General features: G+C 69.2%; 27 protein-coding genes. 17 read left to right on the top strand and 10 right to left on the bottom strand.

What is annotated here, in order from left to right:
• The first annotated feature begins 100 nt into the window (after nt 1–100).
• On the top strand, nt 101–550 hold the full coding sequence (locus FXF50_RS30225) for a DinB family protein (RefSeq protein WP_148426284.1): 450 nt from the start codon (nt 101–103) through the stop codon (nt 548–550).
• Nucleotides 551–687: 137 nt separating this feature from the next.
• Here FXF50_RS30225 and FXF50_RS05350 read toward each other — a convergent pair whose 3' ends face one another.
• Complete coding sequence (locus FXF50_RS05350; protein ID WP_148426083.1) at nt 688–1,686, bottom strand: DMT family transporter; 999 nt, start codon at nt 1,684–1,686, stop codon at nt 688–690.
• An 80-nt stretch (nt 1,687–1,766) separates the two neighbouring features.
• Here FXF50_RS05350 and FXF50_RS05345 point away from each other — a divergent pair, with 80 nt between their 5' ends.
• From FXF50_RS05345 to FXF50_RS05330, 4 genes are all read left to right on the top strand, one after another.
• Nucleotides 1,767–2,666 (top strand): LysR family transcriptional regulator, encoded by a 900-nt coding sequence (locus FXF50_RS05345; RefSeq protein WP_148426082.1) that lies wholly within the window; start codon nt 1,767–1,769, stop codon nt 2,664–2,666.
• Between the two features lie 661 nt (nt 2,667–3,327).
• The gene (locus FXF50_RS05340) at nt 3,328–4,056 is read left to right on the top strand and encodes a GntR family transcriptional regulator (protein WP_148426081.1); all 729 of its coding nucleotides are present in this window, start codon (nt 3,328–3,330) and stop codon (nt 4,054–4,056) included.
• A gap of 11 nt (nt 4,057–4,067) precedes the next feature.
• Complete coding sequence (gene deoC / locus FXF50_RS05335) at nt 4,068–4,757, top strand: deoxyribose-phosphate aldolase (protein WP_255509900.1); 690 nt, start codon at nt 4,068–4,070, stop codon at nt 4,755–4,757.
• Between the two features lie 33 nt (nt 4,758–4,790).
• A complete protein-coding gene (locus FXF50_RS05330; RefSeq protein ID WP_148426079.1) occupies nt 4,791–5,153 on the top strand; it encodes a hypothetical protein in 363 nt (120 codons plus the stop codon).
• Between the two features lie 125 nt (nt 5,154–5,278).
• On the opposite strand, the gene FXF50_RS05325 is transcribed toward FXF50_RS05330, so the two are convergent.
• Both FXF50_RS05325 and FXF50_RS05320 read right to left on the bottom strand, forming a co-directional pair.
• On the bottom strand, nt 5,279–6,124 hold the full coding sequence (locus tag FXF50_RS05325; protein WP_148426078.1) for an alpha/beta fold hydrolase: 846 nt from the start codon (nt 6,122–6,124) through the stop codon (nt 5,279–5,281).
• Between the two features lie 493 nt (nt 6,125–6,617).
• A complete protein-coding gene (locus FXF50_RS05320; RefSeq protein ID WP_255509899.1) occupies nt 6,618–7,001 on the bottom strand; it encodes a hypothetical protein in 384 nt (127 codons plus the stop codon).
• Between the two features lie 295 nt (nt 7,002–7,296).
• On the opposite strand from FXF50_RS05320, the gene FXF50_RS05315 reads away from it, so the two are divergent.
• Complete coding sequence (locus FXF50_RS05315; protein WP_148426077.1) at nt 7,297–7,833, top strand: barstar family protein; 537 nt, start codon at nt 7,297–7,299, stop codon at nt 7,831–7,833.
• A gap of 31 nt (nt 7,834–7,864) precedes the next feature.
• On the opposite strand, the gene FXF50_RS05310 is transcribed toward FXF50_RS05315, so the two are convergent.
• Nucleotides 7,865–8,479, bottom strand: coding sequence for a dihydrofolate reductase family protein (locus FXF50_RS05310; protein ID WP_148426076.1), 615 nt, complete (start codon nt 8,477–8,479; stop codon nt 7,865–7,867).
• 635 nt (nt 8,480–9,114) lie between these two features.
• Between FXF50_RS05310 and FXF50_RS05305 the strand changes: the two genes are divergently transcribed.
• The gene (locus FXF50_RS05305) at nt 9,115–9,810 is read left to right on the top strand and encodes a hypothetical protein (protein WP_148426075.1); all 696 of its coding nucleotides are present in this window, start codon (nt 9,115–9,117) and stop codon (nt 9,808–9,810) included.
• 344 nt (nt 9,811–10,154) lie between these two features.
• Nucleotides 10,155–10,763: a hypothetical protein gene (locus FXF50_RS05300; protein WP_148426074.1), complete on the top strand. Its 609-nt coding sequence runs from the start codon at nt 10,155–10,157 to the stop codon at nt 10,761–10,763.
• Nucleotides 10,764–10,793: 30 nt separating this feature from the next.
• Here the strand turns inward: FXF50_RS05300 and FXF50_RS05295 are convergent, their stop codons facing one another.
• Complete coding sequence (locus tag FXF50_RS05295) at nt 10,794–11,075, bottom strand: hypothetical protein (RefSeq protein WP_148426073.1); 282 nt, start codon at nt 11,073–11,075, stop codon at nt 10,794–10,796.
• Nucleotides 11,076–11,419: 344 nt separating this feature from the next.
• Complete coding sequence (locus tag FXF50_RS05290) at nt 11,420–12,235, bottom strand: inositol monophosphatase (RefSeq protein ID WP_187399541.1); 816 nt, start codon at nt 12,233–12,235, stop codon at nt 11,420–11,422.
• A 279-nt stretch (nt 12,236–12,514) separates the two neighbouring features.
• On the opposite strand from FXF50_RS05290, the gene FXF50_RS05285 reads away from it, so the two are divergent.
• Nucleotides 12,515–13,252, top strand: coding sequence for a hypothetical protein (locus FXF50_RS05285; protein WP_148426071.1), 738 nt, complete (start codon nt 12,515–12,517; stop codon nt 13,250–13,252).
• Here FXF50_RS05285 and FXF50_RS05280 read toward each other — a convergent pair.
• Nucleotides 13,176–13,871, bottom strand: a complete 696-nt coding sequence (locus FXF50_RS05280; protein WP_187399540.1) for a cysteine hydrolase family protein — start codon at nt 13,869–13,871, stop codon at nt 13,176–13,178. The two genes, FXF50_RS05285 and FXF50_RS05280, sit on opposite strands and share 77 nt — an antisense overlap.
• A gap of 59 nt (nt 13,872–13,930) precedes the next feature.
• On the opposite strand from FXF50_RS05280, the gene FXF50_RS05275 reads away from it, so the two are divergent.
• The 4 genes from FXF50_RS05275 to FXF50_RS05260 all read left to right on the top strand — a co-directional run bounded on the left by FXF50_RS05275 (nt 13,931) and on the right by FXF50_RS05260 (nt 16,301).
• Nucleotides 13,931–14,947 (top strand): aldo/keto reductase, encoded by a 1,017-nt coding sequence (locus FXF50_RS05275; RefSeq protein ID WP_222866001.1) that lies wholly within the window; start codon nt 13,931–13,933, stop codon nt 14,945–14,947.
• Between the two features lies 1 nt (nt 14,948).
• A complete protein-coding gene (locus tag FXF50_RS05270; RefSeq protein WP_148426281.1) occupies nt 14,949–15,413 on the top strand; it encodes a MarR family winged helix-turn-helix transcriptional regulator in 465 nt (154 codons plus the stop codon).
• A gap of 193 nt (nt 15,414–15,606) precedes the next feature.
• Nucleotides 15,607–15,825: a hypothetical protein gene (locus FXF50_RS05265; protein WP_148426069.1), complete on the top strand. Its 219-nt coding sequence runs from the start codon at nt 15,607–15,609 to the stop codon at nt 15,823–15,825.
• Nucleotides 15,822–16,301: an Imm1 family immunity protein gene (locus FXF50_RS05260; RefSeq protein ID WP_148426068.1), complete on the top strand. Its 480-nt coding sequence runs from the start codon at nt 15,822–15,824 to the stop codon at nt 16,299–16,301. The genes FXF50_RS05265 and FXF50_RS05260 overlap by 4 nt, the downstream gene beginning before the upstream one ends.
• A gap of 313 nt (nt 16,302–16,614) precedes the next feature.
• Here FXF50_RS05260 and FXF50_RS05255 read toward each other — a convergent pair whose 3' ends face one another.
• Together FXF50_RS05255 and FXF50_RS05250 are read right to left on the bottom strand one after the other, a co-directional pair.
• Entirely contained in the window at nt 16,615–17,277 is a 663-nt protein-coding gene (locus FXF50_RS05255) for a hypothetical protein (RefSeq protein ID WP_187399539.1), read from the bottom strand.
• Nucleotides 17,278–17,540: 263 nt separating this feature from the next.
• Entirely contained in the window at nt 17,541–18,236 is a 696-nt protein-coding gene (locus tag FXF50_RS05250) for an MOSC domain-containing protein (RefSeq protein ID WP_255509898.1), read from the bottom strand.
• Nucleotides 18,237–18,477: 241 nt separating this feature from the next.
• On the opposite strand from FXF50_RS05250, the gene FXF50_RS05245 reads away from it, so the two are divergent.
• From FXF50_RS05245 to FXF50_RS05230, 4 genes are all read left to right on the top strand, one after another.
• Entirely contained in the window at nt 18,478–18,945 is a 468-nt protein-coding gene (locus FXF50_RS05245) for a hypothetical protein (protein WP_148426067.1), read from the top strand.
• Between the two features lie 432 nt (nt 18,946–19,377).
• Nucleotides 19,378–20,583: a cytochrome P450 gene (locus FXF50_RS05240; RefSeq protein WP_148426066.1), complete on the top strand. Its 1,206-nt coding sequence runs from the start codon at nt 19,378–19,380 to the stop codon at nt 20,581–20,583.
• Between the two features lie 2 nt (nt 20,584–20,585).
• Entirely contained in the window at nt 20,586–21,536 is a 951-nt protein-coding gene (locus FXF50_RS05235; RefSeq protein ID WP_148426065.1) for an alpha/beta fold hydrolase, read from the top strand.
• Nucleotides 21,537–21,767: 231 nt separating this feature from the next.
• Nucleotides 21,768–22,199, top strand: a complete 432-nt coding sequence (locus FXF50_RS05230; protein ID WP_187399538.1) for a RidA family protein — start codon at nt 21,768–21,770, stop codon at nt 22,197–22,199.
• Between the two features lie 131 nt (nt 22,200–22,330).
• On the opposite strand, the gene FXF50_RS05225 is transcribed toward FXF50_RS05230, so the two are convergent.
• The gene (locus FXF50_RS05225; RefSeq protein WP_148426064.1) at nt 22,331–22,972 is read right to left on the bottom strand and encodes a tetratricopeptide repeat protein; all 642 of its coding nucleotides are present in this window, start codon (nt 22,970–22,972) and stop codon (nt 22,331–22,333) included.
• Nucleotides 22,973–23,379 lie beyond the last annotated feature (407 nt).

The raw sequence follows: 23,379 nt of genomic DNA, 5'->3' as shown, positions 1-23,379 counted from the left end.
GCCGGACGCCACCGAGAGGAGAGCCCGGCTGTTCCCCACCGCCGATGACCGCCGGTTCAGCACACCCGCCAACGGCAGCGAACGGCAGCTGCTGCACGACATGCTTCGAGCCCAGCGCAATACGCTGAAGATGAAGTGCTCAAACGTCGAGGAGGACCTGGCTCGCCGAGCAGTGCCACCATCGACGCTGTCGCTCCTGGGCTTGATCCGGCACCTCGCCGACGTGGAACGCCGCTGGTTCCGCCAGGTCCTGGCCGGGCAACACGCACCCCCACGGTTCTCGTCCACAACGCACCCCGACGGCGATTTCGACGACGCCGTACCCGATCCGGCCGTCGTGGCCGCAGCCCGCCGAGCCTGGCACGACGAGGTCACATTCGCCGACGCCTTCATCGCCAACGCCGACAGTCTCGACGTCGAGGGTCACGACAGCTGGCGCGGCACCGTCTCGCTGCGCTGGGTCCTCGTCCACATGATCGAGGAGTACGCCCGCCACAACGGACACGCCGACCTCCTCCGCGAACGCATCGACGGCACCGTCGGCATGTAACCCTTCCCTCATGATCAGGCGCGCTGTTTTCGAGCCTGTATCGCTAACGGCACCTCTCGGTGTCAAGGCGTTGGGAGCGCGGGATCGACCTCGCGGGTCACCGGGTCTCTGGATCGAACGGCGCGTCAGGATGGGCGTCAGCGGCGCGTCGCGAGGACCACGCCGGTCAGGCAGAGCGAGCCGCCCAGCAGGGCGAGCGGCGCCGGCACCTCGCCCAGCAGCGTCCACGACAGCAGGACGGTCACCGGCGGCGCCAGGTAGGTTGCCGCGGTGGTGCGACCCGCGGTCCAGCGGGACAGGACGTAGCCCCAGGTAAGGAAGCCGATGGCGGTCGGGAACACGCCCAGGTACAGCATGCCCAGGGTGGCCGGCGGCGGTGCCGTGGCGAGCTCTCCGAGGAGCGTGGGGGCGAATGGCAGCAGGGCCGCGGTCCCGGCCAGTGCGCCGAGCCAGGTCATCGTCACGGCGTCCACCCGCGCCAGTAGGCGCTTCTGGAGCAGTACGCCGAAGGCGTACAGCAGGGCGGAGAGCAGCGCCAGCGCCACGCCGACCTTGTCCGCGTGCCCGGTGAAGCCGCTGGCCGCTATCAGAGCGACGCCTGCGAAGGCGATCGCCACCCCGACGCCGAGCCGGCCGGTGAGCCGCTCGTTCAGAACGAGGACCGCCGCGACCGCGACGAGGATCGGCGCGACCGCGACCAGCAGTGCCGCCGTCCCGGCGTCGACCAGCCGCTCGGCGGCGTTGAGCGCCACGTTGTATCCGCCGAACCAGGCCACGCCCCAGACCGCGATCAGCCCCAGAGTTCCGCCACGGGGCAGGGCAGCCCGGCGGAGAGCCGCGGCGTCCGGCCCGGGCAGAGCGTGCTGCGGTCGTGTGCTGCGGCGTCGGACGCTGGCGGTGAATGCCACGAACGCGCTCAGCGCGATGGACGCCGCTGCCATGCGGCCCAACGCCATGGCGCCGGGGGAGTAGTCGTGCCCGGCGAAACGGATGCCGACGAACGCGGACGCCCACAGGAACACGGTGGTCGCGGCGGCACCGACGGTCGGCCAGGATCGGGGGTACGCTGCGCTGGCGCGGTCGCCCTCGGTGATGGCCGGCCGACTCGGGGTAGCGGTGAGCTGTGCACGCCTCATGGAGCGATCTTCGTGCGCCCGAATGTTCAGCACCAGCGACTCTTTCTTCACAACTCTTCAGTGGGGCTTACTGTTGTGGCGTGCTCGACGTCCACCGCCTCCGTGTCTTCCGCTCCGTCGTGGCGTCCGGGTCCGTCCAGGCGGCCGCCGCCAACCTGGGCTACACCCCCTCCGCGATCAGCCAGCACCTCACCGCGCTCCAGCGCGAGACGGGCCTGACCCTCCTCGCCCGAGCGGGACGCGGCCTGCGGCCCACGGCCGCCGGGCATGCCCTCGCCGCCGAAGCGGACCGGGTGCTCGCCCGGCTCGGAGCGGCCGAGTCGCTGATCGCCGACCTGCGCGCCGGCCGCACCGGCGCACTGTCCATCGCGTACTTCGCGTCAGTGGGCGCCGCGTGGATGCCGCTGGTGGTGCGGCGCATCCTCACCGAGCTCCCCGGAGTCCGGCTCGACCTGGAGCTGCGCGAACACATCCCGGACAGCCGGGAGGAACGCGCCGATGTCCAGGTGGTCGTGGCGGGCAACGGCTTCGACCCCGGTTCGGGTTTCACCGCCCACCACCTCCTCGACGACCCCTACGTGGCGGTCCTGCCCGCCGGGCACCGTCTCGCCGGGCAGGAGGAGGTGGACCTGGCCGACCTCGCCGACGAGCGCTGGGTCGACAACGACTTCGCCCGCGGCTGGTGCCGCGCCAACCTCATTGAGGCCTGCACCGCCGCCGGATTCAGCCCGGCCTTCCGGGTCGAGGCGCACGACTATCCGACGGCGCTCGCCTTCGTGGCAGCCGGCATCGGTCTCACGGTGCTCCCCGCGCTCGGCGCGGCCCACCTGCCCGACGGCGTGACCCGCGTCAGAGTGGTCCGCCCGACGCCGATCCGGTCGATACGCGTGGTGGTGCACGACGCGGTCGAGCACACCCCGGCGGTGCGCACGGCGGTCGCCGCGCTGCGGGAGGCGGCCGGCTCCGCGAGCGAGCAGTAGGACGCCGGCGCGGCGTGCCGGGCCGGCCTCGTGCGGCCTGCCGTTCTGAGCACGGTGGTGGCTGCGGCACACCACGCTGACGTGGGTGGGAAGAAACCTTCTGACCACGGCGGACCTGCTGGCCGACGTGACCGGCGCGTGCGAGGCCCCGCCCTATGGGTACGTGCTGGCGGTGGCGCTCGCCGTGGCCGCCGCGTCACTGCCCGGGTCAGCAGCGGGATGGGGGCGCTGCTGCTGCTCGACGCGGTTGCCGCCGCGCATGTGTTCAACGCGCTGCCGCCACCGCCTCTTGGGTGAACCGCTCAGCGCTGCCACCGGAATGCAGCCGTCGCGCAGGCTCGGCGGCAGAGGGCGTAGCCGCACCGCCGCCGCCCTGCCCGGTCATGAAGGGCGAACAACCCGCTGGCTGGCTGGGATGGCCGGGGCCTACCTCTAGTTGCTGATCTGGTGAGCCGGCATCTGGCCGCTGAGTCGGCGTGGTGGACGGGATTTAGCCGGCATGCCGACGGCCGGCAAGGGCGGAGGGTTTGTGTGGCTGCGCTGATTCGGCTTGAGGGCTGCTCCCCGCCACGACGGGTCGTCGGTGCTGTACCGCACAGCGGCTTGACGGGAACCTTGGATCGTGCCAACTTCTAGGTTGTCTAGACGACCTGGAGGAGTCGTGGCCAAGGTGCCGCTGTACGTGCGGATCGAACGGGAACTGAGGACGCGTCTCGCCCAGGCGCAGCCCGGTGACGTGGTCCCGGCTGAGTCGGTGCTCGCCGAGGAGTTCGGGGTCGCCCGGATGACCATCCGGGCGGCGCTCAACGCTCTCGAGTCCGACGGGCTCATCGAGCGGATCCAGGGCCGCGGCACGTTCGTGCGGCAGCGGCCCCAACCGCGGGCCGCCGGGACCTTGATGAGTTTTCAGGATCAGGTGCGCAGTTGGGGGCGTGTTCCGGCATCGCGGCTGGTGGAGGCTGAGGTCCGGGCAGCGTCCCCCGCGGAGGCGGGGGCGTTGCAGCTGACCGCGGCAGCACCCCGGGTGACCTCGATCGTGCGGGTGCGGCTCGCCGATGACGTGCCCCTGGCTATCGAGTACGCCTGCTTCCCGCCTCACCTGAGCACCCTGCTCGACCTCGACTTGGAAACCAGCTCGCTGCACCGCGCCCTGCGCGAGAGGGGGCTGCACCCCACGCTCGGCTCCTCGACGCTGACCGCCCAGCGGGCCGGCTCCGACGGCGAGCTGCTGCACGTGCCAGCGGATGAGCCGCTGCTGGTCGAGACCCGGCTCATCGTCGACCAGCGCTCGGCACCGCTGGAGTACACCGTCAGTCGCTACGTCGGCGACCGCTACGACCTGCACGTCACCTTCGACGTGCAGCCACCCCGGACCGGAGAACGCCAATGAACATCGCCAAGATGATCGACCATTCGCTGTTGCGCCCCGAGCTCACCGCCGACGACATCCGGCGCGGCTGCGAGATCGCCGCATGCCGCCAGGTCGCCTCGGTCTGCGTACGGCCCTCCGACGTCGGACTCGCCAGGGCCGCACTGTCCGGCACCGGCGTCCTCGTCGGTACCGTGGCCGGTTTCCCGCACGGCGATACCCGTACCACGATCAAGGCCACCGAGACCCGCGAACTGGTCGACGCGGGCGCCGACGAGGTCGACATGGTGCTGCACATCGGCCGTCTGCGCAGCGGCGAGACCTCTTACGTGTACGACGACATCGCCGCCGTGATCGCCGCCGCACAGGGCCGGGTGGTCAAGGTGATCCTGGAGAACGCGTACCTGACCGACGAACAGAAGGTCACCGGCTGCCGCATCGCCGAACAAGCCGGGGCGCACTTCGTCAAGACCAGCACCGGCTTCGCCCCCGGCGGCGCCACCCTGGCCGACATCCAGCTGATGCGCGCCGCGGTCTCGCCGCACATCGAGGTCAAAGCCGCTGGCGGTGTCCGCAGCCTCGACACCCTGCTCACCCTGCACGAAGCCGGAGCGACCCGGTTCGGCGCGACGGCCACCGAGACCATCCTCGACGACTTCGCCGCCCGCGAACGTGGCGACCACCCCACCACTGCTGCGGTCCCGTCCGGCAACGACTACTGAACCGACTCGACCAGATCGGTGGCAAGAGCCTGCTTGGCGGCCACCCTGCGCGGTGACCGCCCCACCGACCAGGACCGATACGTCGTGGTCGACGGCGCTGCCGCCGTCCTCGACGGCGAGACCTCCTGGCTGCACACCTACCACGGACCCGAACCGCGTGACGGCGGCTGGTACGCCCGAGCCCTCGGCACGGCGCTGACCGCCCGGCTGCCCGGACACGGCACCGCCCTCAACGTGATCCTCGACGCCCCGATCGCCGACCGCCGTGACGCCTACGGCCTCAAACCCGCCGACAGCCCCTACAGCACCTCCACGGCAGCACCACCATCGACCGGCACATGCTTATCAGAGCCTGGGGCTACCTCGGCATCATCTCCGCCATCGGTCGCGAAGTAGTCGCCGTCGGGCCGCGGGCAGGACTGGCTCGGCCCCGGGTTGGGTGTGCCGGCTCGCACCGGCGCATACCGCGCTCGGAGGACTCCGCCGACCAGCGGCGTGTCACCGACCAACGTGGTGGCCGGTTACGCCTGGAGCGCGAGCATCGCCGCGGCGACCTCACCGGCGGTCGCGTCGGGGATCGCCGTCGCGGCCCGTTCGAGCACGAGCAGCCGCGCACCAGGGATCTCGCGCGCGAGCGCTTCGCCGTTGCCGACAGGGAAGAACGGGTCGCGGCGACCGTGCACCACCAGCGTCGGGATCGCGAGCTCGGACAGTCGCTCGCGCCAGCGCGGCGTGCAGTCGAGCTTGGCGAACACCGTGCCCAGATGATTGGCCATCTGCACCGCGGTCTTCGTGCCCGGCGTGCGGTCCCATCTGCGCGCGGCGGTCGCGCGCGCGGCGACGGGGTCGTCACCGAGGATCTCCGCGCCTTCGGCGGCGAACCCGGCCACCGCGGCGCGGTCGGACCAGTCGGGCATGGCACGCGAGAACAGCCGGCCCATCGTCGCCGCGTCATGGTCAGGCAGGTCGTCGTCGACCGGACCCGGAGCGACGGGCCGCGTTCCGACGAGGGTGAGCGCCGAGAACGCGTCCGGGTGGTCGAGGGCGGCGACCTGGGCGACCATTCCGCCGACGCCGATGCCCGCCAGGTGCGCCGGCCGGTCGTCGAGTTCGCGGGTGAGCGCCGCGGCGTCGGCTGCAAGATCGCGCAGCGTGTACGCCGGAGCCTCGGGGTCGACGGTGGTCGACGCTCCGGAATCGCGCAGGTCGTACCGCACCACGTGGCGCCCGCCGCGCGCGAGCGCCTGGCAGAGTGCGTCGGGCCAGGAGAGCATGGTCGTGCCGCCCGCGAGCAGAACGAGCGGCGCCGCCGCGTCGCCGAAGTGCTCGACGCCGAGGGTGACGCCGTCCGCCTCGACCGTGGTCATCACGCCCCCGCCGTCGCGTTGACGCCGCCGGAAGTGCGGAACGAGTGGACCGTCGGATACATCAGGAACCTCCGCCAGTGGAGCGTCGCGCCGAACGTACGCGACTGGGGTTGGTGCACAGAGATGGACGACTGCCGTGGCGGAAACTCATCGGGACCATGCCCGGAAGGGAACGATGACCAAGCAGCCGCCCTTGGCCCATGGCCCGAACACCCTCGGCGTCACGCCGAACCCGGAGGGCGTCAACCAGTTCCCACGACGGGTCTTCGCGTTCGACGAGTTCGGTCCCCTGGTGATCTGCCCAAGGCCGGCACGGGTGGGCACCGGCTGGGCACCCGCACCGGCTGCCCGCGAACTACAACAAGCTGCACGGAGTCTGACAGGTCCACGGCTGGTACAGCGTGGGTGACGACCGCCCGCATCCGCAGCGAACGACAACGACGCTGGAGCCAACCCGCCATCCACGCAGCCTGACCCCGTCGACATTCCGTGGTCACCGCACTGGCCGGAAACGTCCCGGCCGATGCAGCCAGGGCGCGGCCCTGGGCGCCGACGCGACAAAAGCGACCGCGAGCACCGTGATGAACGCTTGCCCGATCCGGCCGGGCGTGATCCCCGGCGCGGTATCCAGCACGTAGTTGGCATACCCGTTCGCCACCGCGTCGCTGGCGAGCACGACGCAGCCGAGCAACAGCCCTTCAAGCCGGCGCAGCGCCAGCAACAACGCCGCGAGCGGGTCGAACACGGTCAGCGAGGTGAAGTACCACACCAGCCACATCGGCGTGGACGGGCTTGGACCACCCGGCCGGACCCCGAGCAGGTCGCCCAGGTGAACAAAGCCGCCGTACGCAAAGACACAAACGGCGGCGAACACCACGACCCGAACCTGCCTGGGCACACCGGTCCACCGCCGCAGCGATGTCCGTGTCCCCGCCAATGAGCCCCCTCGGTCGGGCAACGGCCCGCTCCCACCGATTCAGCGGTGCTAACGCGAGGGCCAGAAACGTTCGCCTCGCCGATTCTAAGCGGGGACCAGCGGCATTGAGCCATGCCGGGATGGCCGCCTGGCCATGCCGTGACTCTGGCAACGTTTGTGGTCACGGCACTAGGCCGTGTTCCATAAGCCTGGCGGCCACGGTCCGCGTGGTCGAGGCCAGGTACCCTCGCGAATCATGGCGGCCTTCGACCCCGCGACTGAGCTCAGCCAGGATCTCGCCTTCCGTCTGCTGATCAACACCTCGGTGACGTTGTTCTGGCGCCCAGCGATTCTGGACGAGACCACCGCCTGGTTGAGCGCGCACGGCTACCAGGTCACCCGCATCGACGCCTCGCACTGGGCCACCGAGCGCGACCTCCATCGCGAGATCGCGGCAGCGCTGAGCTTCCCCGACTACTACGGGCACAACCTCGACGCCCTCAACGACTGCATGCGAGACGTCGTCAGCCAGGACTACGGCTGGGCGCCGGACACCACCGGCCTGGCGCTCGTGTTGACGGGGTACGACGGCTTCGCCGCCTGCTGCCCCCGTGCGGCTCAGGTCGTGCTCGACATCATGGCTGACCAGTCACGCAGCGCCGCCCTCTTCGGCCGCCGCCTGATGTGCCTGGTGCAGAGCAATGACCCGCGCATCCGCTTCGAGCCTGTCGGCGCAACCCCAGTGATGTGGAACGACGCTGAATGGCTCGACTCCAGGCGCCGCACCGACTGACTCGAACGAGCGACCACTTCTGAAACACGGCCTAGCTGCCTGCTGGCACCTGGTCCGTGACGTCGGCGTAACCGACCTTCGCGGGTGCCGCGGTCGGCGCGTAGATCACGCGAATCACGCCCGTCGGGAAGGTCTCCGTCGCGCTCACGCGGAAGTGGTACGGCGCGTCGCCGTCGTCGAACAGCCTGCGTCCCTTGCGTGCCGCCACCGGATGCACCAGCAGGCGCAGTTCGTCGACCAGCCCGGCGGCGAGCAGTTGCTGCACCACGGAGATCGACCCTGGGATGAGGATGCCTCTGCTGCCGGCATCGGCCTTGAGCGCGGTGACCGCGTCGAGCAGATCGCCGTTGATCAGCTCCGAGTTGCGCCAGCTGAACTCCAGTTGCTGGCGCGAGACGACCACCTTGCGCATGTCTCCGAGCTGCTTGGCGAAAACCGCGTCCTCGCCGCCGGCGGCCTCGCGGTCGGGCCAGGCCCCGGCGAAGCTGTCGTAGGTCTCCCGGCCGATGAGCATCACGTCGGCGGCGTCGTAGTCCTCGCCGACGGCGCGGCCCATGTTCTCGTCGAAGTACGGGAAGTGCCAGTCCGGGTCGATCTCGGCCACGCCGTCGGCCGAGATGAACAGCGTGGAGATGACCTTTGCCATCGCAGGGTCCCTTCGAGTCGGTGGTGTCGACAGGTGGACCGCCGCAGCATCTCAGAATCATCGGCGGGCCAGGGGCCAACCCGCCGACCGGTGGGGGCGGACGCCCGGACGACCGGCGGCAGAAGGGAAGGGCGGCCTGATTCGGTCACCGCCGCCACAGAGCTCGACGGAGCTTCGATCGGTGCGACCACCGTGTCGGTTTCACCCCGTCGTTCGACCGGGCATCTAGAACCCGCCGCCGAGCTGATCAAGGGCGCTTCGCGCATGCCGGTTGGTATCGCGAGAGGCGCATCATCTGTTGACGGCTTGCGCCTGCGTTGACGCTCCGCGGCTAGGCCCAGCTGCCGAATCGCCCGCCGTCCCGCATCGGCGGTCCGACGTCGCTGGAGGCGAACAGTCGCGGTGATGGCGATGGCAGCACCGGTGGACGCCGCCGGCAGTGCGACCAACAGCGTCCCCATGCCGCCACGCTAACCGTCAACGGCAAGCCGCCGGGCCGCTGGAGGTGACCCGTCGGCAACCCGTTGTCCGCAGCGGGACGCCGGCGCACCGTTGCGCGAGTAGGCCATCCGCGACATCACCTGGTTGGCTCGACGGGGTCGCCCGCCGAGCCGCCACCGATAGATCATTAACCCATGCTCGTCGCGTCCGTCGTCACCATGCTGGCGTTTCTCGCGTGGTTGACCGTCGCCCGGCTGCCGTGGCTCACCGGCGTCGTGTTGGTGGCGCTCACCCTGGTCGCGGTCGCCTCGATTTCCCTCGCCGCCGTTGTGCCCCGGGCGGCGGTGGAGGCGCGCCTGCTGCTGTTCCTCGGGGTCGCCGTGACGCTGCTCGTCGCGGGGGAGACGCAGCGCCGCAAGCTCGCCGACAGCGGCGACGACGACCGGGCGGGCCGGCGCTGGCCGTACCGGATGGCGGTCGGCCTTGCCCTGTTCGTCGCCTTGGCCTGCATCCCCGCAGCCGCCTGGGACTTCAACGACGACGGGTTCGTGCCGTCGGCGCGGGACCTCGGCCCGCTGCCCGGCGGGCTCGCCGTTCGAGGCGCAGGCGACGACTCGGAGTGCGGCACCGGTCGTTGCGCCGTCTCCTACGCACTCGTCGGCCAACCGGGCGAGTCGGCCGAACAGGTGACCCGACGGATGTGGAACCACCTGGTGAGCAACGGCTGGCCGGAGCCAGACGGTGGGCGCAGCTGCCGCCCGGCCGGCTGGCTTCTCGACACCCGGGAGACCTGCGTGGAGATCAGCACGGCCGAGGACGGGGCACGGCTCACTTTGGAGGGCGGCCGCCCGTACCCGCGATTTGTAGGTGCCAGCAGCCAGCCGAGTTAAGCCAACATCACCAGCTCGTGCGGGCGCTTCGAACCGCGTTGACCTGCACCTAACGACGTTCAGCGGCATCCTCCTCGGTCTGCGTCCATCCGTACTCGCAGGTCAGGGCGGATGAACGCCTTGCTTCGACAAGCGCACCCCGCTGGTCCTGGCCGCCCTGGACATGGGCCTGTACCGCCGCGACAGGGCCGAGCAGCTCGTTTGCTCGCGCCTGGTGCACCACAAGTGGTCACCGGGGCGGAGAGGGAGCAGCGCTCTAACCTAGAGTGCCTTGACCAGCGCCAGGGGATTGCTCGACGAGTCGCGGCGCACCATGATCGACGGGTGCTGGACAGGGTGGTCCGATGGTAGCCACGGGACGCGGCGGGGTTCGGCCCGTCAAGCCCTCGAACCCGCGCGTGCCGTGGTTGGTTCTGAATGTCGTGGCGTCGATAGCCGCCGCATGCCTGCTCTGGGCCTTCAGCGTTCCCGGTTTCGTCTTCCTTCTGGTGCTCGGCCTGGTTCACGTGCTCGGTCTGGCCGCGGTGGCCTGGATTGTCCTGATGGTGATGGGGATACAGCGTCGACAGTGGTCCTGGTGGTTCCTGCCGGCGCCGGCGGTCGTCGTGCTCGCGCTCGCGCTGGTCGTCGCGGGCGTTCCGTTGCAGGCACGCTGGGCGATGAGCCGTAGCGCGTTCGAGCGGGTGGTTGCCACCGTGCCGACCACAAGCCCGGTGGGCGTCGAGTGGTCCAGCGTTCCGGTGCCGTCGAGGATTGGCGCCTACCGCATCGAAGCGGCTTACCCCGTGCCGGGCGGAGTCGTGTTCTACGAAGCGAACGGATACATGATCGACGACGCGGGGTTCGCCTACCTGCCCGACGGTCCGACGCCGGACCTGGAGACCCCCGACTTCGAGTCCCCGGCCTTCAAGCACCTCGGCGGTCCCTGGTACAGCTGGACCGCGAGCTGGTAGGCCGAGGATCGCGAGGGCGAGCACCGACCGTCAGTTGCTGGTTGCCGTTGACGGCTTCTCCGTGAATGGCCACGGCCGGGCGCCGAACAGGTCGGTGCATGCCGAGAGCAGGCCGCGCTGCGCGTCGGCCATCCGCGCGTTGGTCGGCCCGAGGTCGACGCCTGGATCATTTCTCACGAACAGGTCCCCGGCCTCCTTCGTGACCAGCGCCAGTCGCTGACCCGCCTCCCGGACGCCGGGATCGGTTGCCTTGACGGCACGCATGACGATCCCCGAGTTCGAGGTGAAGCGGAGGTCCTGCTCCTCGATCACCCGGACGACCTGTGCGCAGGCGCTGGCGGCGTACTGGTCCGCGGGAGCGGTCGGGGTGACCGGAGCGGTGGCGGGCGGCTCGGTGGGCCCACATGCGGAGACGAGTAGCAGGAAGGAGACGGCAGCGAGTTTGCGGATCACCGCGAGAGGCTAGCGATCGGCGTGGGCGCGGCTGCGATCCGGGTGCCTCGCAACGGGCACGGCGTCGCCGGGGCACCGACTCCCCGTCACCCGTGCCGCATGCCGTCCGGACATGCCGAATTGAGGGCGTTGCGGTTAAGCGGTGCTGCGAAGATGACTCTCGTGCCGCCAGAGCGACTCGCCGACCGCCTTGACGCGGCGACCTACGAGCATGGCGACGAGGTTGCGAGCGTGTTCGAGTTTTGGTCCGATGGTCCGGGACGCGCCGGGTAGTGCAGCGAAGCCAGCAGCTGACTGTGCAGGATGGCGTTCGAGTACAGGCCGCCGCCCTGATCGCTCGCACGTCCACCGGTTCGATCGGTGAAGCGGCCGCCAGCCTCCTCGACCAGGAGAACCCACGGCGCGTGATCCCACTTGTGGTAACGCTCGGCCAAGAAGGCATCGATCTCACCACGAACGAGCTCGATCAGCGGTAGGGGGCTCGCCGTTGCGCGAGCCGCGCTCGGCGGGAGACGATCTCTGGACTCGTCGTCCAGAGCATCGAGCACGGCATCAGCGAGCGTCGACGTCGTACTGACCTTGAGGCGGCGCGTCTTGCTCTCCTCGCGCGGCCAGGATGACTCGAAGGCACCGCCACCTCGGGTCGCCCACCAACAGCGCCGCAGCGCAGGAGAGGTGACGAGTGCGACCTGCGTGATCCCTCGAATCTCCAGAGCAATGTGGATTCGCCAGTTCGGATCACCCCGACTGAAGAACCCGGTGCCATCGATCGGGTCGAGGATCCAGACCCGATCGGACTCACCGAGCTGACCAAGTTCCTCGCCGAGGAACGCATCTTCGGGGCGTGCCTCCGACAACGTCTCCCGCAGCAAGCGCTCGACTGCCCGATCGGCTTCGGTGACCGGTGTGCCGTCGGCCTTCAGCGTTGCCGAGACGCCAGACTGGAACTGAGCGAGCGCGAGTTCCGCCGCCAGGTCCGCGGTGTCGAACGCGAGTTGGAGGTCATCAACGCTGCCCACAGCCGCTGACGCTATCAACCCAGCCCCACCCCTCAAGAGCCGATGAGGGTGCGCCAGACCGGCGCTCCAGATCGCAGCCGTCTCGGGTCACGGGCGACACACCAGAGGGTCACGGCGCACATGCAGTAGTCACCTGGCCGCGCACTCATTTGCCGCAGACCGTGCGCCCGGTCCGCGCCCGCTCGTCGGGAGATGAGGTAGCTTTCCCTCCCGCACCCGGAAGGAACCGCGGCAGTGGCCGATCTTGGTATGGTCGGCGCCCCTTCGTAGGAGGCGGGCGTGACGGACGTTGCTGTTGAGGGATTCCGTCGTACCCATGTGGCGATGGTCGCGACTGCCGCTGTCGCGCTTGGCCTGCTCGCGTTTGCGGCCGACTCCGTCGCGGGCGTTGTCGGGCAGGTCCTGATCGCGCTGACCAGCAGCGGTTTCGCTTGGGGCTTGGCGGCGTTCCTGGCCGGTCGTTCGGCTGCCACGGGGAAACGAGCGGTTGGCGGTGCCACCGCGCTGTTGGTGTTTGCGACGCTGCTCTATTACCTGCTTGTGCTGATGGTCAGCCGCCGATGGAGTGGGGGCACCCTGGAGGACGGCACGCCGGCCGACCTGCTGGGGCTGCGCTCGGTTGCCATCATGACGGCGCTATGGCTGACCGGGTCCCTCGTCGCGGGAACGATACTCGGAAGGCTCGGCCACATCGTGCGAGTGGGCAAAGCCTCGACCTCGGCGCTGGCCGCGGGTGCGGTATGCGGCCTTCTCTCCGGCGAAGGCTGGCAGGCCGTGATGCTGGCACCGCCATGGCAGCTGCTGACCGTGCCCGACCCGCATCAGGCAGAGTTCTTCCGAGGCGTTGTGATCGCGGAACTCATCAAGATTGTCCTTCCGATCGTCGTCCTGGCCTGGCTGGCGACGGCGCACCGCCTCTGGCGCGTGTGGCCGATGCTGCTTACCGCAGCCATCTCAAGCGGTGCCCTGAGTGCGACGCTGTGGTACCTGCTCTACGCCGCAGCAAACGGCATCTGAGTGCGCCGGCAAGACGGCAGGCGCGGGTGGTCACGCGCGTCAGGCATCCTGATCTGCCGCGATCCGCGCGCTGCGAAGCGTGAGCACCCAGCAGCCCTCGGAGTGTCCGGACATGCCGATGAGCGGATGCCTGATTCCTCTCCAGTAGCGTCACGCCTCGGTCGCGTAGGTCGTCGAGGGTGTCGCGGTGTCCCTGCGGCGTGTTTCCGGCGATTGCCGGCAGGAGTACGGAGACCTTGTATCCCAGCCGCAGGGCGTCGATGGCGGTACTCGCGATACCGCCCTCGGTCACCAGTCCGGCCAGCACGACATCGCGGACCGCGTGGTCGCGCAGCATGCCGTCCAGCGGGGTGCCCGCGAACGCGCTGCGGTCGTACTTGTTGACGACCGGCTCGCCGTCCTCGACCGTCACCGCGTCGACGAAGTGCGTCGTCGACGAGTCCGGTCCGCCGTCCGAGCCGTCGAGGGCCAGGTGCCGCACGTGGACAACAAGGTTTCCAGGGTCCCGGAACGCGCGTCGCGCCTGCTCAGCTGCGCGTGCCGCCGCCATGCCGCCGTCGGGTGCGTACCGCTCGACGACCCACTCCTGGAGGTCGATGAGGATCAGTGCCAGTGCCATAGCCGTCCTTGGTAGTAGGCTGCCGAATGACAGAGTACTGCTATTGGGAGGGTCTCGGCATGCGGATGCGCGAGGTGGGTGCCACCGGACACCGGGTGGGTGCGATCGGTCTGGGCTGCATGGGCATGAGCTGGGCATATGCCGAGAGCACGCGCGACGATGCCGCATCACGAGACGTGGTGCGGGCCGCCGTCGACGCCGGTGTCACCTTCATCGACACTGCCGATGTCTACGGCGACGGCCACAACGAAATCCTTGTCGGCGAGGCGTTGTCCGGTCTGCGCGACACGGTGTTCCTGGCGACCAAGGCCGGGCTTGTGGTCGACAACATCCGCGCCAAAGGCATGCATCGCGACGGGTCGCCCGCCCACCTGCGCGCCGCCGTTGACGCGTCGCTGAAGCGCCTCGGCATCGATTACATCGACCTGTGGTACTTGCACCGCATCGACGACGCCGTGCCGTTGACCGAGTCCTGGGCCGCAATGGCGGACATCGTGCGCGCTGGCAAGGTCCGTTACCTCGGTCTGTCGGAGGTCACCGCCCAGCAGGCCGCCGCCGCGGCCGCGGTGCACCCGGTGACCGCCGTACAGTCCGAGCTGTCTCTCTGGACCCGCGACGCGCTCGGGCAGCCGGGCGGGGGCGTATCCGCGGTTGCTGTCGCCGGCGGTGGCGCGTTGGACGCTGGCGACGTGGTCGGCTGGTGTGCCGCCAACGGCGCCGCGTTCGTGCCGTTCGCGCCGCTCGGCCGGGGCTTCCTGACCGGCGCGATCGACGCCACGACCCAGTTCGAGGACACCGACCTGCGGGCCAATAACCCGCGCTTCACCAGCGAAGCGCGCTCGTCCAATGCCCGCATCGTCGATGCGGTGCGCGCCGTCGCCACCCGCCACGGAGTGACTCCCGCACAGGTCGCGATCGCCTGGACCCTTGAGCAGGGCCCGCACGTCATTCCGATCCCGGGTACGCGTCGGCTCGAACATCTCGTGGACAACATCGGCGCCGCCGGCGTCACGCTGACCGCAGATGACCTCGCCGAACTCGACTCCGCGCCAACGGCTGTCGGCACCCGCTACTGAGATGGAACGGCTCGGCCTCGTCATCAAGCGCGCCGAACAGGCGCTGATCGCCGAAAAGACGCGCGTGCTGCAGGAGTTTCACCTGACCGTCCCGCAGTATGCGGTACTGCTCGTCCTGCAGCAGGCCTCGGAAGCGTCCGCCGCGCAGCTCGCCCGCGCCTGCCTGGTGACCCCGCAGACGATGGCGACCGTGCTCGCCAACCTCGAGGGCAAAGGGCTGATCGAACGAGTGGCGTCGCCGCTACACCAGCGCATACGGGTGGCCCAACTGACAGCCAAGGGCACCGACCTGGTGCGCCGGGCAGACCCCGCCGTTCTCGCCGTCGAGCGGCGCCTGGCCGCCGCGTTCACCGCCGACGAACGGGAGGCGCTCACCGAGCACCTGGAACGGGTGATCGCCGCTCTGGCCCCCCACCAACACCGAGACGACACACCAACGCAACAGCCTGGCGGCGAACAGTTGTAGCGTCGCGTCAACCCGCACGACCCAAGAAACATCAACGCCCGAACGTGCCGCGATCCGCGCCTTACGCAATGTCACGGCGTGCCGGTCGCCGAGTGCGCGGATCTGTCGAGATGAGGATGCTTCCTTCGGTGCCGGAAAAAACCGCGGCGATGCTCGGTCTTGGTATGGCCGGCGCTCTTCGGAGGAGGTGAGCGTGACCGACGTTGCCGTTGGGGGATCCCGTGGCACCCATGCGGCCGTGGTCGCAGCTGCCGCTGTCGCGCTTGGCCTGCTCGCGTTCGCGGTCGACTCCGTTGCGGGCGTGGTGGGGCAGGTCCTGATCGCGGTGACCAGCAGCGGCTTCTTGGCGGCGTTCTTGGCCGGCCGCTCGGCTGCCACGGCGAAACCCACAACTGATCATGGCCGCCGATGACGGCAGGATGGAGTCTGGCCGGTAACCAGCTCACCGTACTGCCCGAATGGCTGCGCAACCCCACGGCTCGCGATCAGCCGGTGAACGCATCTGTGCAAGCGTGGGTCGGTGACACCTGCACCACGGTGGCCGGCGCCGCCGACCTCGACGCCATCCTTGACCGGGTACCGTCCAGCGGCCTATCGCTGATCAGCGAGGACGGCGTCCGGTCCTTGCACATCACCCTTGCTGGGGGCCAATCCGGGCTGGTATGGGAGGACGAAGACGAGATGATGCTCGGTTGGGGACCGGTACCGCCTGGCGCCCCACTCGGCCTGACAGCCGGTGACGCCGAATACGCGTACTCCGACCCGTGGTTCACCGCCGAGGGCGCGGACCCCTTCGAAATCACCGAAGGACAGGCCCGCCAGGCGGGCTACGAATTTCTGCGCACCGGCCGTCGGCCCACTAACGTCCAATGGGTCGACAAGCCATAGGTAGCCCGGGCGTGGAACCCGACATCGACCAGCCCAGCGACCACGTCATCGCACCAGCTGGCAGTGCCAGCGGCTGCAGACCGAGCAAGGTTGGCAGAGGACGGTAGGCCTGGCGATTGTCCGCGAACTTCGCGATGAGTCGGAACGAAACATCCGGATCTGCCGCGGACCGGTGCGGGCTGGGAGTCATCCGAGTGCGGTCCTCACCGAGCAACGGGCGGCGGTCTTGCGGAACCCGCACCATGGCGAGCTGTTCATCGTTGACCAGCCGACGCAACCCTGCCCTGCCCACGCGGACACCCCGGGCCCGCGCTCAGTCCACGTCGGCCGGGATCGGGTCGAACGACGTTCCGTCCGCCGGGCCCACCTCGTGCAACCGCCCGTCCCGCACCAGGTACACGAAATTGTGCCGGGTCCGCGCGGCGAAGTCGGCCCGCTGCTCGTCGGTCCAGTCGTCGCGGTGGGTGCGGGGGTACTCGGCGTGGTCCGGTTCGCTCAGCAGCCGGACCACGTAGACGGCGTTGGCGCGCACCTCGATACGCCAGCGGTCGTCGGGCCACTCGCCCTCGGCCTCGATGACGCCGTCGACGACGTGGTCGAAGGTGAACCTGTCCAGCGCGGGCGGATACACTCGGCCGGGCACCGGGTCGACCCGCTCGCGCGCGACGGTGGCGTCCTGCTTCAGGAACGTGTGTACCAGGTACCCCATCCAGAATTCGGCATTGTAGAACTTCTCGTGCTGGTTCCAGGCGATCGCGGTGCCGTCGGCGGTCGGCGCCCACTTGCACCAGTACCCGGGCTTGCTGGGGTCTGGATCCCTGGCGTCCTCGATCTCGTCGCCATAGCCGAGGGCGTAGGGGCCGGTGGACCGGGGTTCGTGCCTGGTTTCGGCGAACGCCAGCAGGTAGTCGATCTCGTGCTGGTTCAGCGGAGGAGTGATCGTCACCTGGCCGGTGAACCTGGTCTCGTAACCCACGGCGGCTCCCTTCCACGAAGCGTCGCATGTGTATACCAAAGCGTGGAAGGTACTGATCCGAGCGACCAGGAGTTCCGGAGTGGAGTTGACCGGCATGTTGGCGGAGACCCACTGTGAACCGCATCGGCCTGCGATCTTCGAGGCGTCCTACCGGATCCTCGGTTTCGAGGCTGAGTCCTGCCGGTCGGCGGCGTGGCAGCGCAGGAGCCGAACGCAAGATCTGAAGTCAGCGAAGGTATCCGCTTCTGCCGCTGATCGTCTCCCTAGACGGGGGCGAGGGGCACGTGGGGTGTGTCGGGAAGGGCCACCGTGATCGGCTGGCCTGGCACGACCTCGCCGCCGCGTTCCACGACCGCCATCACTCCGGCCTTGCGAATGACCGGCGCGGTGGCGCACTCCGGCGAGGCGGTCGACGGGGCCGGCTCGTCGGTCGGCGTCCCGTCCGCGCGGGACAGCACGACCTTGAGCAGCCCGGGCCGAAAGGCGTTGATCTGGGCACAGGGGTTGCGCAGGCCGGTCAGTCGCACGACGGGACCGCCGAGATCGAGCAGAGTCCCGGTCGGCAACCCGAGCAGGTCGAGGTCGGCGGTGAGGACGTTCTCTCCGAGATCGCCCGGCCCCAACTCATAGCCCATGGCCAGGGCGTCGTCGAAGACCTCGGCGTGGATGAGGTGCACCTGGCGCAGGTTGGGCTGGTTCGGGTCGCGACGGACGCGCGATCGATGCTGGACCAAGGTCCCGGCGTGGGCGTCGCCGAGTACACCGAGCCCGGTCACGAGGGTGATCGACTCGGCCGGCACCTTGCTGAACCGGTGGGTCTCGTCGCGACTGACGGCAACGACACGGGGCATGGGCATACGGTCATCCTCTCGCGTCGCCCGCGTAAAGCATTCGACGAACTCGTTCGGCCAGGGCGCGTGCAGCCTGGCCGGAGCGGTGTGACACGTGGCCATCTGCATCTGCGGCGACCAGCGGGCATTCGAACTCGACCAAGCTTCGCAGTCGAAGCATAGGAGTCGGACGGCCCCGATTGCATGTCCGGTGACATTCGGACAACGTACGGAACTGCCGCGAGTCGCGCTGGCATCACGTCACGGTCCGTAGAGCCACCAGAGCGGCCCGGCGCATGCAATTGCCAGGAACCAGTAGGTCCGCCACCTGGTTGATCAAGCGTGACGCGGATCGGGCATGCTGGGTACCGTGAGCGATGGGTACATCCGTTTGATCCCGACCGACCGGGAGTGGCAGCCCACGCCCGAGGGCGCCGCCGCAGCAACAGCCTACGTAGCTCGGCTCTTCTCCGGCCCCGAGGACGACGTCGAGGAGGTCGAGTATGAGTTCTACGATCGGGTCACCCTGATCGATGCCGGCGAGAACACCACCCGAATCTCTTGCTCGAACTGCAACGGGGACCTCGACGTGGAGTGGCTCAACGACCTGATCGAGGAGAACGGCGAAAGCTTCGACAGCATGGACGTCTCGGTGCCCTGCTGCGGCGCGGTCGTTTCCCTGGATTCGCTACGCTACGACTGGCCGGTCGGGTTCGCCCGGTTCGAGGTGAGCGCCATGAACCCGACTCGCGCCAAATACGAACTCGACGCCGAGGAACTCGCCGACGTGGCCGCGCTTCTCGGTCATCCTGTCGCCCAGATACTCGCTCATTACTGATGGCCGGACCGATGGCCAGCGCCCGTTATTAGAAAGACATGCGCCGAACGCCACCAAGATCGAGTGCACGCGTCTGCCGCGAGTCGGGCGGGTCCGACGGCACGACCGGATCTGCCGAATTGAGTGCGTTGCTCAGGACATTGCCCTCCTGCTGCTAGCCGGGAGAGATCCGGTACAGGACGTGCCGGCGGAGCCAATGGGCCAGCGGTACGTGGGGGTGGCCGAAGTCGGCCAGGTGGTGTGTCCTGGGCTGTTGATCCCTGCCGCTCCACACGCACGTGTCGGTTCTGCCGGGGCTGACGCGACACGCGACATGGCGACGGTGACACATCGTGGGACGTTGATTACAAAGGGTGTCGCGCAGGGGGCCGTGCGGCTACCGTGACCACCGGCATCGATTCATGCACCTAGATCATTCGGTCAGGAGTGACGATGACGACGATCCCCGCCGTGGACCTTCCGTTCCTCGACATCACCGCGCCGGACTTTCGGTTCGACTCTCCCGCGGTCGCCGCCGCACGCGAGGCGAACTGGTGTGCCATGACGCCGATGGGACTCATCGTGCTGCGCCACGCCGAGATGCACCAACTGCTCCGCGACCCGCGGCTGGCGCAGAGCGGCGAGCGCTACCTGGAGCTGATGGGCATTTCCGACGGACCGCTGTACGACTGGTTCGTGCCCATGATCCTGCACCAGCGCGGCGCCGACCATCTACGCCTGCGGCGACTGGTCAGCAAGGCGTTCTCGCCACGGATGATCGAGGGCCTGCGGCCGTTCATGCATGACACCGCGACGAGTCTGACCGCGACGATCGCCGAGCGGGGCGAGTGCGAGTTCATGGCGGATTTCGCCGACCCGATGCCGGTGCGGGTGATGTGCGCGCTGCTCGGCGTCCCACCGACCGATTACGAGTTGTTCCGCCGCTGGTCAACCGATGTCGGACTGGTCTACAGCTTCACCCTGCCGCAGCTGCGTACGCGGGTGGAGGAGGCCGTCGTGGGGCTGCGTGCGTACGTCGACTCGCTGATCGAGCAGCGCCGCGCCGAGCCGCGGGACGACCTCCTGTCGGCGCTCATCGCCGCCGAGGAGAGCGGGGACCGGCTGAGCACTGAAGAACTGCGCAACCTCGCCCTGACCCTCGTGTTCGCCGCGCACGACACGACCCGCAACCAGCTCGGTCAGGCGCTGGCGACGTTCAGCGAGCACCCCGACCAGTGGCGGCTGCTCGCGAAGCGCCCGGAGCTCGCGCCACAGGCCGTGGAGGAGGTCATGCGGTGGGCGCCGGCGGTACCGACGATCTTCCGGTTCCCGGTCGAGGACCTCGACCTGCACGGTGTCCACGTCCCAGCGGGCACCCTCCTGCTGCTCGGCACGCACGCCGCCAGCCGGGACCCGCGCGCCCTCGACGACGGCGACCGTTTCGACATCACGATCCACCGGCAGGTGCCGCACCTGACCTTCGGCGGTGGACCGCACTACTGCATCGGCGCACCGACCGCCCGCGTCGAGATGGCCGAGTCACTGATCGCGCTCAGCAGCCAACTGGCGCCGCCGTCGATAGCCGGCCCCGTGACCTGGCGTCCGCCTACCGCCATCCATGGACCCGAGAGCCTGCCGCTCCGGTTCGGGGGGTGTTGAGCATGCACCGCGCCTGGATCGTCGGCGGCGCGGCCATCGCGCTGCTCGGTGCCGCGACCATCGGGGCGGCACGGGCGGCGGTCGCCAGGATCGAACGCAACCCGGACCCCTTGCCGTACGACCGGCTCGCCCGGGAGCCGCAGGGCGAGGAGGTGCTCGTCCCACGTCCCGACGGAACGGTGCTGCGCGCGATCGCGACCGGGGACGGCCCGCCAGTGGTGCTCGCCCACGGATACGGGGCCTCGCTGCTGGAGTGGAACGTGGTGTGGGACACCCTGGTCGCTCGCGGCCACCGCGTCATCGCCTTCGACCAGCGCGGCCACGAGCGCTCGACACTCGGTTCCGCCGGTACCGGCTCGCAACCCATGGCGGCGGACTACGCCGCCATTCTGGAGCACTTCGACGTGCGTGACGGCGTGCTGGTCGGCCACTCCATGGGCGGATTCATCGCGATCCGTGCCGTGCTCGACCACCCCGAGCTGGCCCGGCGCCTGTGCGGCCTGGTGCTGTTCGCTACCTGGGCGGGCCGCATCCTCGACCGGGCACCGCAGAATCGGCTGCAGATTCCGCTGCTGGAAGCCGGTCTTCTGCAGCGGCTCGCCCGCACTCGTGCCGGTGGTGTGCTGTTCGGAGCCGCGCAGTGCGGCACCCGGCCGTCGCCGGCCATGATCTCCGTGTTCCGGGACGTCTTCGTCCGTCAGAGCCACCAGCCGCTCATTCCGATCGTGCGGGCCTTCAGCCGAGAGGACCGTTACCCCCGGCTGAGCGAGATCACCGTACCGACCGTCGTCGTGGTGGGCTCGGCGGACCGCTCGACGCCCCCGAGCCACTCACACCGGCTCGCCGCCGGCGTGCCCGGAGCACGGCTGGTGACCGTGCCCGATGCCGGACACCTGCTCAACTGGGAGGCGCCCGATGTCCTCGTCGAGGTCATCGCGGCACTCCAGCGGTAAGCACGGCACCGGCGGTCACCACGCTCCGTACGCCGCTTCGGCAGACTGACAGCCCGGGCACCTCGACCGAAGCCTGGCCGGGCCACGGTCGCAGGTCAATGAAACAAGTAGCCGAGTTGAGTGCGTTACGCGGATGAGCGAGTCGGGGTGGCAGCGCCAGTGGAGCCGACGGGCGATGAAGCCGCCGGGCGGGTGCCCAGCGCCTTCCCTGCTCTGCGATGCTCTTGTACCGTGACTTCTTTTCGCCGCTTGGTGACTTCAGGATCACCGCTGGAACCGGAGATCGGCTTCTCACGAGCCGTGCGGATAGGGCCGTACGTATCCGTGGCCGGCACCGCGCCGATCGCGGACGATGGTGCCACAGCCGGTCCGGGAGATGTGTACGCGCAATCCGTGCGTTGCCTGGACATCGCCGAGCAAGCGCTGCGCGATGCCGGTGCAACGCTGGCAGACGTCATCAGAACCAGGGTCATGCTTGTTGACATCGCCCGTTGGCGAGAGGCGGCGCGCGCACATGGCGAACGGTTCTCTCAGGTACGACCGGCGTGCACCTTCGTGGAAGTATCGCGTTTCATCGATCCAGAGTGGTTGGTGGAGTTCGAGGTCGACGCCGTCGTGGCAACAACCGACCCGAGAGACTCTGTTACTCACGAAGGACCGTGAGACGGTCGTGCGGATTCGTGTCTCGAATCGTGCCGCGCCAGCATCCTGATCTGCCGCGGAGCGGTCGCTACGAGCGACCGGATTTGCCGATGAGCGCGCGTTGTCCGGGGCACAAAACGATCGGCGGACGCCTACAGCTGCGTCCGTGCCTCCTCCACCCACCGGAGAACACCCTGTGCCTCGCAGGCCTCCGCGACCGCACCCGCCTCCTCGACCAGCGCCAGCGCGTCGTCGCGTCGCCCCTCTCCGGCGGCCAGGTAGGCCAGCGCGAGCAAGCCCGCGGCGACGCCGGCTGAGAACCCGATCTCCCGGCGAAGCCGTACAGATTCCTCCAACTGCTCACGCGCCCTACTACCGGCTCCGGCGGCCATGTCCGCAAAGCCGAGGTGCCGAACCGCATACGACAGCGTCAGTTTGTCGCCGGCATGCGTCGCCAGCTCGTACGACCGCGCAAGAGGCGGAACCGCGCCGTCATTGTCACCCCTCACCACCTGGTGGAAGGTGCCGACCCAGAACAGCGCCTCGGCCTCGCCGCGCACGTCCCCGAGCAGTTGATACAGCTGCGCCGCACGCTCGAATAGCGCTAGCTCGTGTGGATCTTCGTTACCGTCCTCAAGGAACCGCGCATGAAGGATCCGGCCACGGGCCAGGGCGAGATCTGCCTCGACTCCGTCCAGTTCCCGCTCGGCGATCCCCAGCGCGTCGGCGTCGCCGCCGAAGACGGCTCGTTCGTAGAGCACCCGGGCGTGTTCGATTCGTTGTTCACCGCTCATCGCCGCCCCGTCTCCCAGCCCCGCCTGTCGATTGCGTATCCCCAACGCGGATCCCTCGTGGTTGCGTCCGTGCGCCCGGAGCCTAGATTGCCCGGCGGGGCCTGGCCAGCCCTGGACGAATGCTCGCTCATGCCGCTGTCCGCTTGGAATAGGGCTTGGGACGCCCCGCGAACGGCGAGGCGTCCCCGGACTCGGCCCGGCTCGAACGGGCTGCCACCCTCTCCTGATGCATCAAGGGCGCGGTCATCCGGAGCCACCGCACCTTGGGCGAGGACCGAAAGAGTTTAGCGGACGCGCACGGACATGCCGCGAAGCCCTCGTCACCGATGGTGACGTCGGTGCCGGACGCTGGCGTCCAGACGTGACGATGTCTGTGTTTCCGATCGCCGGCGATGCAGCCGTCTTGG

Source organism: Micromonospora sp. AP08 (genome assembly GCF_008085935.1).
Lineage (GTDB): Bacteria > Actinomycetota > Actinomycetes > Mycobacteriales > Micromonosporaceae > Micromonospora > Micromonospora chersina.
Note: the sequence above shows the minus strand (reverse complement) of the source record. Positions and strands in the feature narration are given on the sequence as shown.

What these genes read in the sequence shown, in the direction of transcription:
- FXF50_RS05270 (WP_148426281.1), top strand. Translation starts at nt 14,949, where the DNA reads ATGGAACGGCTCGGCCTCGTCATCAAGCGCGCCGAACAGGCGCTGATC.
- FXF50_RS05280 (WP_187399540.1), bottom strand. Translation starts at nt 13,871, where the DNA reads ATGGCACTGGCACTGATCCTCATCGACCTCCAGGAGTGGGTCGTCGAG.
- FXF50_RS05315 (WP_148426077.1), top strand. Translation starts at nt 7,297, where the DNA reads ATGGCGGCCTTCGACCCCGCGACTGAGCTCAGCCAGGATCTCGCCTTC.
- FXF50_RS05300 (WP_148426074.1), top strand. Translation starts at nt 10,155, where the DNA reads ATGGTAGCCACGGGACGCGGCGGGGTTCGGCCCGTCAAGCCCTCGAAC.
- deoC (WP_255509900.1), top strand. Translation starts at nt 4,068, where the DNA reads ATGATCGACCATTCGCTGTTGCGCCCCGAGCTCACCGCCGACGACATC.
- FXF50_RS30225 (WP_148426284.1), top strand. Translation starts at nt 101, where the DNA reads ATGCTTCGAGCCCAGCGCAATACGCTGAAGATGAAGTGCTCAAACGTC.
- FXF50_RS05250 (WP_255509898.1), bottom strand. Translation starts at nt 18,236, where the DNA reads ATGCAGATGGCCACGTGTCACACCGCTCCGGCCAGGCTGCACGCGCCC.
- FXF50_RS05225 (WP_148426064.1), bottom strand. Translation starts at nt 22,972, where the DNA reads ATGAGCGGTGAACAACGAATCGAACACGCCCGGGTGCTCTACGAACGA.
- FXF50_RS05260 (WP_148426068.1), top strand. Translation starts at nt 15,822, where the DNA reads ATGACGGCAGGATGGAGTCTGGCCGGTAACCAGCTCACCGTACTGCCC.
- FXF50_RS05240 (WP_148426066.1), top strand. Translation starts at nt 19,378, where the DNA reads ATGACGACGATCCCCGCCGTGGACCTTCCGTTCCTCGACATCACCGCG.
- FXF50_RS05275 (WP_222866001.1), top strand. Translation starts at nt 13,931, where the DNA reads ATGCGGATGCGCGAGGTGGGTGCCACCGGACACCGGGTGGGTGCGATC.
- FXF50_RS05310 (WP_148426076.1), bottom strand. Translation starts at nt 8,479, where the DNA reads ATGGCAAAGGTCATCTCCACGCTGTTCATCTCGGCCGACGGCGTGGCC.
- FXF50_RS05325 (WP_148426078.1), bottom strand. Translation starts at nt 6,124, where the DNA reads ATGACCACGGTCGAGGCGGACGGCGTCACCCTCGGCGTCGAGCACTTC.
- FXF50_RS05350 (WP_148426083.1), bottom strand. Translation starts at nt 1,686, where the DNA reads ATGAGGCGTGCACAGCTCACCGCTACCCCGAGTCGGCCGGCCATCACC.
- FXF50_RS05305 (WP_148426075.1), top strand. Translation starts at nt 9,115, where the DNA reads ATGCTCGTCGCGTCCGTCGTCACCATGCTGGCGTTTCTCGCGTGGTTG.
- FXF50_RS05235 (WP_148426065.1), top strand. Translation starts at nt 20,586, where the DNA reads ATGCACCGCGCCTGGATCGTCGGCGGCGCGGCCATCGCGCTGCTCGGT.